The sequence below is a fragment of the Mycobacterium sp. genome (assembly GCF_044342925.1).
In the GTDB taxonomy this organism is placed as follows: domain Bacteria; phylum Actinomycetota; class Actinomycetes; order Mycobacteriales; family Mycobacteriaceae; genus Mycobacterium.
In genome coordinates, this window is the sequence record NZ_JBIIOV010000113.1 from 1 (window position 1) to 10,945 (window position 10,945).

Below are 10,945 nucleotides of genomic sequence, written 5' to 3' on the forward strand. Positions count from 1 at the left end.
CGATGAAGTGCCCCGCGCCGGCCGGCCGGGTGTTGCCCGGGCGGGTGATGCAGTGATTGAGCAGCAGCCCGCCGATCCGCAACTTGGACTGCAGGAACCGGAAGTACGACGGGTAGTTGGCCACCCCGATGTGCTCGGTCAGTCCGATCGACGACACCGCGTCAAACCCGCCGTCCCGGACGTCGCGGTAGTCGGCGTGCCGGATCTCGGCGAGGTCGGCCAAACCCTGCTCGGCGATGGCCTTCTGGCCCCACAGCGCCTGTTCGCGTGACAGCGTCACCCCGAGAGCGCGCACGCCGTGGCGGGCGGCGTAGCGCACCATGCCGCCCCACCCGCAGCCGACGTCGAGCAGCCGGTCACCGGGCCGCAGCCGCAACTTCTCGAACACCAGCCGGTACTTGTTCTCCTGCGCCTGTTGCAGCGTCGCGCCCGCGTCCGGGTAGCACGCACAGGTGTAGGTCATCGACGGACCCAGCACCAATTCGTAGAAGGTGTTGGACACGTCGTAGTGATGGTGGATTGCGTCAGCGTCGCGTCTTTTGCTGTGCCGCAACCCTTCTGCCACCCGCCGCCAGCGTGGCAACGCCTCCTGCGGCGGCGGGGCCACCGGTTTGAGGTGCTCCACGCCGAGCGAGCGGACGATGTCGATCAGCGTCCGCGCGGGTGGCCGCCGCAGGTCGGCGCGGGCCAGCGCCTTGAGCAGTTCGTAGGGATCCCCCGGATGCACACCGCGCAGGTCGAGGTCTCCGGAGACGTAGGCGCGCGCCAGCCCGAGATCGCCGGGGGCGGTGGCCAGATAGCTGGTGCCCCGAGGTGTCAGCAGCTCCAGCCCGAGCCGGGTGTCCGGCGGTCCGGCGCTGCTGCCGTCGTAGGCGGTGAACCGCAGTGGCAGTTCACCATCGGCGGCGAACCGCTCCACGATGCCGGCGAGACTCAACGTCGTCACTGGTTTCCCACCGCCTTCGCGTAGAGGTCGAGCAGGCGCGCCTGCGCGTCGTACCGTTTCTTGACGGTTTTGTAGATTTCACCGCCGTAGAGCCGTTCAAACTCCTCGCGGCCATAAAAGGCATCCGAGTACAGCGATTTGTGGCCGTGCAGTGCACTGACCTCGGTTTCGATGAGTCGATTCGTCGCGCCGGGTTCCGGCCCGGCAGGCACCGACGACCAGAAGCCCACGTTGACGTAGATGTGCCCGGGCTGCAGCGGGTACAGCGGCCAGCCGTCCGGATCGCGCAGCCGCAACGGGCACAGCCACAGCGGTTCGATCGGCACCTCGGCCAGGAACCATTCGAGGAATTCCACGCACTGCTCGACGGGCACTTCGACGTCCTGCACCACCCGTTCCCGTGGCGGGCGGCCGTGGGCTGCTTCGATACGGTCGGCGATCCGGAATCGGTGGTCGTAGGCGATCAGTTTCCAGTACACGCTGCTGCGCCGCAGCCGGCGCGGCCACAGCCGTCGGATCACCGGGTGCTGCGCGCCGAAAGCTTTTGAGCACCAGAACCAGTCGGTATCCCAGCGCCACAGGTAGTCGGCGATGGCGAGCCGGTCCTGCTGCCGTTGCCGGATCGACCGGTAGTACACGGACTGGCCGGTGTAATCGCTGACCGGCCCGGGGGAGCAGGTCCGCACGCCCAGACACAGGTAGCTCTCCGTCGCGCTGAACATAACCCCGTCGAGGTAGTCCACCACGGTGCCCGCGTACTCCCCGTCGATGACGATGCGCTGCATCGTCTCAACGAGGTCGGTCAGGGTGTGAAATCGGAGGTGCCGCAGTGCGACGAAGGGCGGCGCGGGTTCCAGCTCGATGCGAAGCCGCACCGAATAGCCGAGCGTGCCATAGGAATTCGGAAAGGCGCGGAACAGGTCGGGGTGCTCGTCGCGGCTGGCGGTGACGATCTCACCGTCCCCGGTAAGGATGTCCATCTCCAGCACCGACTCGTGCGGCAGTCCGTTGCGGAACGACGCCGACTCGATGCCCAGCCCGGTGACGGCCCCGCCGAGGGTGATCGTCTTCAACTGGGGAACCACCAGCGGGGACAGTCCGTGCGGCAAGGTCGCCGCGACCAGCGTCTCGTAGCTGCACATGCCCTGCACGTCGGCGGTGCGGGTGTGCGGGTCGACGGAGATGACGCCGGTCAGTCCTGAAGTGTCCAGGCCCGGGGCGTCGCGGCGGGCCCGGCTGCGGAACAGGTTCGACGTCTTCTTGGCCAGCCGCACCGACGAGTCCGGTGGAATGGCCCGATAGCTCTGCAATAACCGCTGCACCCCCCGGTGGTGGGCGGCCAATGCTCCCCCACTGGTCACATGATTACGCTAATCCCGAATCAGCAGCCGCCGCACCCCGAGGAGTTTGGATGGGACAGGTCAGCGCCTCCAGCAGCATTCTGGTCAACGCCGAGCCTGCGAAAGTTCTCGCCGCGGTCGCTGACTACACGACGATGCGGCCCAAGATTCTTTCCTCGCATTACAGCGAGTACCGCGTCATCAAGGGCGGTACGGGCAAGGGCACCGTCGTCGCCTGGACACTGCAGGCCACCGAGTCCCGGTCCCGTCAGGTGCAGGCCGCCGTCGACGTGGCCGGCCGCACGGTCATCGAGAAGGACGCCAACTCCACCCTGCTGACCAACTGGACCGTCGCCCCCGCCGGCACCGGCTCCTCGGTGACGGTCAAGACCACCTGGACGGGAGCCGGCGGCATCAAAGGATTCTTCGAGAAGACGTTCGCCCCGCTCGGCCTGCGCAAGATCCAGGACGAGGTGCTGGCCAACCTCAAGAAAGAGATCGAGGCTTAGCTGGTTCGCGGAGGCTGGGTCTGCAGGAACGCGACGATGCCCTTGACCACGGAGTCGGCGTACTTCTGCCGGCCTTCTTCGCTACTCATCAGCGCGGAGTCCACCGGGTTCTTCATATTGCCCAGTTCCACCAGGATCGACGGGTACTGCGCCAGGTTCAGCCCGGCGATGTCGGAACGGGGATTGAGCCCGGCGCTGCCGATATAGGTCGACGGCGGAATACCCGATGCGGACAGCTGGTCGCGCATCATCCGGGCGAACTGCACGGACCGAATGGCCTGCACGGCGTTCAGCGGCGGGCTGGAGTAGAGGATGTGGAACCCGCGTCCAGTGGCCGGGCCGCCGTCGCCGTGGATCGACACCACCGCGTTGGGCTGCAGCGAGTTGGCCATCGCGGCGCGCTCGTCCACGCACGGCCCCACCTGGTCGTCGTTGCCGCGGGACATCGCCGTGCGCACGCCGAGCTGGTTGAGCGCAGCGCGGATCCGCAGCGTGGTGTCCCAGGTGAAGGTGTGCTCGGCGTAGCCGCTGTCGGTGTTGGTGCCGGAGGTCTGGCAGTCCTTGGTGCCGCCGCGCCCGTTGGGCACCTGGCGGGTCATCGAGGCGTCGTTGGCGCCGTTGTGGCCGGGATCGAGGAACACGATCATGCCGGCGACGCTGCCCGGCGCTGCGTGCGTCACCGGCGCCGCCAGCGAGGATGCGGCCAACACGACGCCGGAGGCGGCTGCGGCAACGACACGCAGGGGGACGTTCATCAGCACGAGCGTCACGGTAAACCCTGGCCGTCTAGGCTTGAAAGTCATCGGCTGCGAGAAACGCCAGGCGCAACCAACTCGAGACCACAACGCAAGGAGACTGTCATGCAACCCGGTGATCCCGGCAGTTTGGGAGCCTTCGGCCAGCAGGTCCCCCAGCAGATGTCTCCGGAGGCCGCTCAGGGCCTTCAACAGCTGCAGCAGGCGATGGTCCAGGCCCAACAGATGCAGCACGCGTTGATGCACGCCCAGGAGCAGATTGCCGCGACCGAGGTCACCGGCTCGGCCGGTGGCGGCCTGGTGCAGGTCACCCTCAACGGCAGTGGGCAGGTGCTCGGCATCCAGATCGACCCGCAGGTCGTCGACCCCAACGACGTCGAGACCCTGGAGGATCTCATTCTGGCCGCCCTGACTAGCGCCGCGGAGAACATGCGCGATGTGGTCAAGGAGGTCCTCGGCCCGCTGGCCGCCGCCTCCGGGCGACCGTTGCCCGAGTAGTCCTGCCCCGATGTTCGAAGGCCCCGTTCAGGATCTGATCGACGAGCTCGGCAAGCTGCCGGGTATCGGGCCGAAGAGTGCCCAGCGGATCGCCTTCCACCTGATTTCCGTCGAGCCGCCCGACATCGACCGGCTCACCGCGGTGCTGTCGCGGGTGCGCGACGGTGTGCAGTTCTGCGAGATGTGCGGCAACGTCTCCGACGCCGAGCGCTGCCGCATCTGCAGCGACGCGCGCCGGGACGGCTCGCTGGTCTGTGTGGTCGAGGAACCCAAGGACGTGCAGGCGGTGGAACGAACCCGTGAGTTCCGAGGGCGCTACCACGTGCTCGGCGGTGCGCTTGATCCGTTGTCCGGGATCGGCCCGGAGCAGTTGCGGATCCGTCAGCTGCTCAACAGGATTGGCGAGCGGGTCGATGGTGTCGACATCACCGAGGTGATCATCGCCACCGACCCCAACACCGAGGGCGAGGCTACCGCCACCTACCTGGTGCGCATCCTGCGCGATATTCCGGGGCTGGCCGTCAGCCGCATCGCCTCGGGTCTGCCGATGGGTGGCGACCTGGAGTTCGCCGACGAGTTGACGCTGGGCCGGGCGCTGTCCGGCCGCCGCTCGATGGTCTAGGCCTTCGCGCCCTTCCGTCGGGCAAACCGACAAACGGCCGAGAAAGTGCGAGTAGAACGCACCATTTCGTCGATCTCGGCGCATGTCAGACATCACCGGCACGATGCCGCCCATGACTGAAGTGTTCTTAGGTAGGGAAGCGATCGGCGCGGGCATGAGCCGTCATGTTTTGCAGCGTTGGTACCGGCCGCTGTTTCGAGGGGTGTACGTCCCGAAGAATGCGGCGCCGACGTTGCGTGACCGGGCGGTAGGTGCCTGGCTGACGACCGGTCGCAGCGGTGTGATTGCCGGCGTCGCAGCATCGGCCTTACATGGAGCGGACTGGGTGGACAACGATGAGCTCATCGAGGTCTTGGTCGGAGAGCGCCGCCGCCAGTCTGGGTTGACGATCAGGATGGATCGCTTCTGCCCCGACGAGGTAGAGGCGCTTGGCGGCCTGCCGGTCACCAATCCCGTCCGGACGGCGTTCGATCTGGGACGTCACCATCGCCGATCGGTCGCACTTGCTCGCATGGACGCTCTTATGCGTGCGACGCCATTCGCACCCGGTGATGTCGAGTTACTCATTGATCGTTACGGACCGGCGAGGGGTGTGCGCCAGCTACGCGAGTTGCTGTGCGTAGTGGACGACGGGGCGGAATCTCCGAGAGAGAGTTGGCTACGGCTATTGCTCGTCGACGGGGGATTGCCTCTTCCGGATACGCAGATAGCCGTGTACGACGGCGGTGTTCCCGTCGCCTTCATCGATATGGGCTGGGAGCGAATCAAACTCGGCATCGAGTACGACGGCGACCAGCACCGCACCGATCGCCGTCAGTATGTGAAGGACCTCCGCCGGTTACCCATGCTGCAAGAGATGGGTTGGGAGATCATCAGAGTTATTGCCGAGGACCGTCCAGCCGCCGTTCTGGCACGTGTGCGCGAGGCTTTCGTGCGCCGCGGCGGCATCGAGATCGACGAAATGCAGACAATCACTCGCACTTGCGCTGCGTAATGTCGGTTTCGCCGCCAGAAAGGCGTCACACCCGCCGGGGTGCCGCCAGCCGCTCCCGGCGCAACTGGTCGACCTCCGGCAGATCCAGCGGCGGCAGCGGTCCGACGACCCTGGACAGCAGCATGTCGGCCAGCTCCGGGTTGCGGGCCAGGCACGGGCCGTGCAGGTATGTCGCGAACACGCTGCCCTGAACCGCGCCGTCGACGCCGTCGCCGAGCCGGTTGCCCGCACCCGTCACGACCGCGGCCAGGGCCCGTGCATCTGGTCCGAGAGTGGTTCCGCCGCGATGGTTTTCAAATCCGGTGAGGCGTTCGGAGAGGCCCTCGACCAATGGCGTGGAGACCACTTCGCCGATGGTGCGTTCAGGTTGCGGCGAGGTGGTGACGTCGAGCAGTCCCACGCCGTCGACCCGTTCGCCCGCGGAGGTCTCATACCAATGCCCCAGCACCTGGATGGCCGCGCAGATGGCCAGCACCGGGGCGCCCCGCTCGGCGGCGCGTTGCAGGCCCGGATAACGCAGCAGATGCCGGGTGGCCAGCCGCTGGGCGTAGTCCTCCGCCCCGCCGAGGGTGTAGAGGTCCAGCGAGTCCGGCACCGGTTCGGCCAGGGTGATCTCGACGATCTCGGCGTCAATCCCGCGCAGCCGCAACCGCTGTCGCAGCACCACCGCGTTGCCGCCGTCACCGTAGGTGCCCATCACGTCGGGCAGCACCAACCCGATCCGCACTGTCACGGCAACCTCCGCTGCAACTGCAGGAACGCCGTGTAGTTCGCGATGACCTCCACGTGCCCGGGCGGACAGGAGGCGATGGCCGCCAGGGTGTCGTGCATCAGCGAGTGCTCGACGCCGGCGTACCCCAGTCGCACCGCAAGGTCGGTGCCGCGTTCGCCGGCGGCCACCACCGACGTAGCCAGCCCGGATTCTCTTCGCGCGAGACGCTCATCGGCGAAGTGCTCGAATCGGACGTCCCACAGCCACGACAGGTCTTCGCCGTCGGGAACCTGACCGTTGACCGAAATGACAACCCCCGCAGCGGTTTTGTCGACCATCGACAGCGCCTCCTGCCAGCCGGCCGGGTTCTTGGCCAGCAGCAGTCTGGCGGTGTGATCGCCGATCCGCACCGTGCGGTACCGGCCGGCCACCTCGTCGACCCCGGACACGGCCGCCACCGCCGCGGCCGGATCTGCGCCCATCGCCGCCGCCGCCGCCACCGCCTGTGCCGCGTTGCCGCGATTGACGGTGCCCGGCAGCGAAAGCTGCATCGGCAACACCAGACCTTCTGGGCCGTAGAGGTTTTCGCGATCGACCCGCCACTGCGGAGTGGGTCGCTTGAAATCGGTGCCGGTGGAATACCAGTGCTCACCGTCGCGCACGATCACCTCACCACTGCGCGGGCAGCTCACCGAGTCGCCGGCCCAGCCACCCCCGGCGGCCACCCACACCACATTCGGGCAGTCGTAGGCCGCCGAAGTCATCAGCACGTCGTCGCAGTTGGCCACGATCACCGCATCCGGATGCCGGGCCAGGCCCGCGCGCAGCGTCCGTTCGATGTGGTTGATCTCGCCCACCCGGTCCAGCTGATCGCGGGACAGGTTCAGCAGCACGATGACGGCCGGCTCGACGGCGTCGGCCACATGCGGGACGTGCATCTCGTCGACCTCGAGGGCCGCCAGGCATGCCCCGCGGTCCGCGGCCAGGGCGGCCACCAGGCCGGCGTCCATATTGGCGCCCTCACCGTTGGTCGCGACGCGGTCGCACGTCCGCAGTGCCGCGGCCAGCATCCGGGTGGTCGTCGACTTGCCGTTGGTTCCGGTGATGATCGCGGTGCGCCGTCCGGCTCCCAGTTGCCCCAGCAGCGAGCGGTCCAGGGTCATCGCCACCAGGCCGCCGATCATGGCTCCGGCGCCGCGCCCGGTGACGCGGGAGGCCCAGCGGGCCGCCGAGCCCAGCGCCAGCGCGGAGCGTCCGCGCACTGTCATCCGGGGCCTGGTCATCGCTTGGTGAGTGTATTCGCCGGTGGCCCGACACGGTGCCGATGTACCCCCGGCTGTCGGAGCCGCATGCCATCCTGAGGTCTGTGAGCAGCACCTGGGGCAGGCCGGCACGGGAGGGCGACGACGGCTGGGTGGTCGTCGACGTCGAGACCTCCGGTTTCCGTCCGGGGCAGGCCCGGGTGCTGAGCATCGCCGCCCTGGCGCTCGATCCGTCGGGCACAGTCGAGCATTCCGTGGTGAGCCTGCTCAACCCCGGCGTCGACCCCGGACCGGTCCACGTGCACGGCATCACCCCGGAGATGTTGGAGGACCAGCCCACCTTCGCCGACATCGCCGCCGATGTCGCCGAACTGATGCACGGGCGCACCCTGGTGGCCCACAACGCCCCGTTCGACTACTCCTTCCTGGTCGCCGAGGCCGAACTCGCCCAGGCCGTGCTGCCGGTCGACCGGGTGATGTGCACCGTCGAGCTGACCCGCCGGCTCGATCTGGGGCTGGAGAATCTGCGTCTGGAAACCCTTGCGCGGCACTGGGATGTCCCCCAGACCAGAGCCCACGACGCGTTCGACGACGCGCTGGTGCTCTCCCGGGTGCTGGCCCCGGCGCTGCGGCGGGCCCGCGAGCGTGACGTGTGGCTGCCGGTTCGGCCGGTCGGCCGACGGCGGTGGCCCAACGGGCGGGTCACCCATGAGGAACTGCGGCCGCTGAAGATGCTGGCGTCGCGGATGGCCTGTCCCTACCAGAACCCGGGCCGCTACCAGCGCGGCGGGCCGCTGGTCCAGGGCATGCGGGTGGCGTTGTCGGCGGAGGTCAAGCGCACCCACGAGGAGCTGGTGGAACGCATCCTGCACGCCGGTCTGGCCTACACCGATGCGGTGGATCCGGAGACGTCGCTGGTGATCTGCAACGAGCCGGTGCCGGAGCAGGGCAAGGGTTTTCAGGCGCGCGAGCTCGGTGTCCCGACGGTCACCGACGAACAGTTCATGCGCGGCGTGACCCGGGTGGCCGGCGGCACGGGTATCGACGAGTTCGTCCAGCCGGTTTACCACGGCAAGCAGTTCGCGCTGTTCTAGCTGTACTGCCCAGGCAGGTTAGTTAACCGCGTGATCGGTGGGACCTTGCCTGTCGCGGAGTGTTGGAGGCGTGTGAGCGGTAGCAGCCGCCGTTGTCGGAGAGAACGCGTTCGACGGTGATCCCGCGAACGGCGAACCATGCCACGGTGCGTCGGAGTACACACTCAGCGGTCTCAGCGGTCTCAGCGGTCTCAGCGGTCTCATCGTCATCGACTTCGGCGTAGGCCACTCTGGAGTGATCATCGATGACGGTGTGTACGAAGGCGTGTCTCAGCAATTCATTGCGATGGCGGCTGCGTGTGGCGCCCAGTGTGGCCTGCCGGTTCTTGCGCCCCTGGACGCGGCCGACGAAACGCCAGCCGCCATCGACGGGAATGTTGCCCAGCTTCTTGACGTCAACGTGAATCAAGGCGCTGGGGGTGCTTGACGCACTGCGCACCGCCGATGCCGGGGAGCGGATCACCCAGGCTGCGGAGACGATCTATCAGGCGCTGATCGAGGCCGAACTGACGGCGTTCATCGGCGCGCAGCCCCATGAGCGGACCGAGACGCGCACCAATCAGCGCAACGGGTCGCGGTTGCGCACCCTGTCGACCACGGCCGGGGATCTGGAGTTACGCATCCCCAAGCTGCGGTCGGGGTCGTTTTTCCCGGCGTTGTTGGAGCGCCGCCGCCGGGTCGATCAGTGCCTGTTCGCGGTGGTGATGGAGGCCTATCTGCACGGCACCTCCACCCGCAAGGTCGACGATCTGGTCAAGGCCCTGGGCGCTGACACCGGGATCTCCAAAAGCGAAGTCTCCCGGATCTGCAAAGACCTCGACACCGAAGTCGCCGCTTTCCGGGACCGGCCGCTGGGCGAGCAGCGCTTCCCGTATGTGTTTCTCGATGCCACCTACTGCAAGGCTCGGGTGAATCATCGGGTGGTTTCCCAGGCGGTGGTCATCGCCACCGGCGTAGCCGCCGATGGACGGCGCGAGGTGCTGGGCTTTGAGGTCGGCGACAGCGAGGACGGAGCGTTCTGGACGGCGTTTTTACGGTCGCTGAAATCCCGCGGCCTGGCCGGGGTGCAGCTGGTGATTTCTGATGCCCACGCCGGGCTGCGCTCGGCCATCGAGGCGGTCCTGATCGGATCTGCCTGGCAGCGGTGTCGGGTCCATTTCCTGCGCAACCTGCTGGCCCAGATTCCCAAGGGATCCGCGGAGATGGTCGCCGCAGCGATCCGCACGATCTTCGCCCAGCCCGATGCTGAGCACGTCCGTGAACAACTCGACACCATCGCCGGCATGCTGGGCCGCCAGTTCCCCAAGGTCGAAACCATGCTGCGCCAGTCCGCCGAGGACATCACCGCGTTCGCTGATTTCCCTGTGCCCCATTGGAAGAAGATCTGGTCGACCAACCCCCTGGAGCGGCTGAACAAGGAGATCAAACGGCGCACCGACGTCGTCGGAGTCTTTCCCAACCCCGCCGCCCTGCTGCGCCTGGCCGGCTCGGTCCTCGTCGAGGCCCACGACGAATGGCAAGTCGCTGACAAGCGCTACCTCTCCGAAACCACCCTCGCCTTGCTCACCACCAACAGTCAGGACAACACCGAAACAGTTGCCGCCACAGCAGCGCTCACGGCATAGTGAACAACAGCAGAGCCTTACGCGAACAGCCGACCGCTCTTACACCACCCCACGGGACGTGACCTGTTGTAGCGAGTGAAGTCGTATTAGCTCCACTTCCACGGCAGGAGGCCTTCGCTATCAACGACGACTACAGCGTGTCGTCACACTTGGGTCTGCTGCAGGAACAGGTGACACAGTTAGTCACGCGGCCTGATCGGCCGGTGTGGTCATGATTGCTTCGAATTCGATCGGGGTCAACCGTCCGAGCGCGGCTTGGCGGCGGCGCCGGTGGTAGGTACGTTCGATCCAGGTGACGATCGCGATGCGAAGTTCCTCACGGGTGTTCCAGCGCCGCCGGTCCAGGACGTTCTTCTGCAGCAGGGAAAAGAAGCTCTCCATGGCGGCGTTGTCCCCGGCCGCCCCGACACGGCCCATAGAGCCGACCATGTCGTTACGGCCAAGTGCAAGAACGAATCTCCGGCTTCGAAACTGGCTTCCCCTGTCGCTATGTAGCACGCAGCCGGCGACCTCCCCGCGGCGGATGACGGCGTTGGCCAAGGCCTGAGTGGCCAGCCGCGACTTCATCCGCGAGTCCATCGAGTAGCC

At 67.1% G+C, this 10,945-nt stretch carries 12 protein-coding genes and 1 pseudogene; 6 read left to right on the plus strand and 7 right to left on the minus strand.

The annotated features are described in order from the left end of the window. Together ADBZ6I_RS12285 and ADBZ6I_RS12290 are read right to left on the minus strand one after the other, a co-directional pair. Positions 1-946 (minus strand): SAM-dependent methyltransferase (locus ADBZ6I_RS12285; RefSeq protein WP_526384195.1); only part of this gene is annotated, 946 nt, incomplete at its 3' end. Then, positions 943-2,307, minus strand: coding sequence for an FAD-binding oxidoreductase (locus ADBZ6I_RS12290; protein WP_526384197.1), 1,365 nt, complete (start codon positions 2,305-2,307; stop codon positions 943-945). The genes ADBZ6I_RS12290 and ADBZ6I_RS12285, both read right to left, overlap by 4 nt. A gap of 50 nt (positions 2,308-2,357) precedes the next feature. Here ADBZ6I_RS12290 and ADBZ6I_RS12295 point away from each other — a divergent pair, with 50 nt between their 5' ends. Next, on the plus strand, positions 2,358-2,795 hold the full coding sequence (locus ADBZ6I_RS12295) for an SRPBCC family protein (RefSeq protein WP_526384199.1): 438 nt from the start codon (positions 2,358-2,360) through the stop codon (positions 2,793-2,795). Here the strand turns inward: ADBZ6I_RS12295 and ADBZ6I_RS12300 are convergent. Beyond that, positions 2,792-3,550 carry an Rv3717 family N-acetylmuramoyl-L-alanine amidase gene (locus ADBZ6I_RS12300; protein WP_526384213.1) on the minus strand — a complete coding sequence of 253 codons (759 nt, stop codon included), beginning with the start codon at positions 3,548-3,550 and terminating at the stop codon, positions 2,792-2,794. The genes ADBZ6I_RS12295 and ADBZ6I_RS12300 overlap by 4 nt on opposite strands. A gap of 105 nt (positions 3,551-3,655) precedes the next feature. On the opposite strand from ADBZ6I_RS12300, the gene ADBZ6I_RS12305 reads away from it, so the two are divergent. The 3 genes from ADBZ6I_RS12305 (at position 3,656) to ADBZ6I_RS12315 (ending at position 5,664) form a co-directional block, all read left to right on the plus strand. Further along, positions 3,656-4,048: a YbaB/EbfC family nucleoid-associated protein gene (locus ADBZ6I_RS12305; RefSeq protein WP_526384201.1), complete on the plus strand. Its 393-nt coding sequence runs from the start codon at positions 3,656-3,658 to the stop codon at positions 4,046-4,048. A 10-nt stretch (positions 4,049-4,058) separates the two neighbouring features. Continuing rightward, positions 4,059-4,670 carry a recombination mediator RecR gene (recR, locus tag ADBZ6I_RS12310; RefSeq protein ID WP_526384203.1) on the plus strand — a complete coding sequence of 204 codons (612 nt, stop codon included), beginning with the start codon at positions 4,059-4,061 and terminating at the stop codon, positions 4,668-4,670. Positions 4,671-4,782: 112 nt separating this feature from the next. Further along, entirely contained in the window at positions 4,783-5,664 is an 882-nt protein-coding gene (locus tag ADBZ6I_RS12315) for a type IV toxin-antitoxin system AbiEi family antitoxin (protein ID WP_526384205.1), read from the plus strand. Positions 5,665-5,689: 25 nt separating this feature from the next. On the opposite strand, the gene ADBZ6I_RS12320 is transcribed toward ADBZ6I_RS12315, so the two are convergent. Together ADBZ6I_RS12320 and ADBZ6I_RS12325 are read right to left on the minus strand one after the other, a co-directional pair. Next, complete coding sequence (locus ADBZ6I_RS12320; protein WP_526384207.1) at positions 5,690-6,397, minus strand: type 1 glutamine amidotransferase; 708 nt, start codon at positions 6,395-6,397, stop codon at positions 5,690-5,692. Then, positions 6,394-7,644, minus strand: a complete 1,251-nt coding sequence (locus ADBZ6I_RS12325; protein ID WP_526384215.1) for a MurT ligase domain-containing protein — start codon at positions 7,642-7,644, stop codon at positions 6,394-6,396. The genes ADBZ6I_RS12320 and ADBZ6I_RS12325 overlap by 4 nt, the downstream gene beginning before the upstream one ends. Before the next feature lie 56 nt (positions 7,645-7,700). Between ADBZ6I_RS12325 and ADBZ6I_RS12330 the strand changes: the two genes are divergently transcribed. Then, on the plus strand, positions 7,701-8,732 hold the full coding sequence (locus ADBZ6I_RS12330; protein ID WP_526384209.1) for a DEDDh family exonuclease: 1,032 nt from the start codon (positions 7,701-7,703) through the stop codon (positions 8,730-8,732). 70 nt (positions 8,733-8,802) lie between these two features. Here the strand turns inward: ADBZ6I_RS12330 and ADBZ6I_RS12335 are convergent. Beyond that, positions 8,803-9,150: pseudogene (locus ADBZ6I_RS12335) on the minus strand (IS481 family transposase); the annotation flags it as partial. Between ADBZ6I_RS12335 and ADBZ6I_RS12340 the strand changes: the two are divergent. Beyond that, positions 9,137-10,357 carry an IS256 family transposase gene (locus ADBZ6I_RS12340; RefSeq protein ID WP_526384217.1) on the plus strand — a complete coding sequence of 407 codons (1,221 nt, stop codon included), beginning with the start codon at positions 9,137-9,139 and terminating at the stop codon, positions 10,355-10,357. The pseudogene ADBZ6I_RS12335 and the gene ADBZ6I_RS12340 overlap by 14 nt on opposite strands. Positions 10,358-10,540: 183 nt before the next feature. Here ADBZ6I_RS12340 and ADBZ6I_RS12345 read toward each other — a convergent pair. After that, positions 10,541-10,945: integrase core domain-containing protein (locus tag ADBZ6I_RS12345; RefSeq protein WP_526384211.1), on the minus strand; the 405-nt coding region annotated here is incomplete at its 5' end.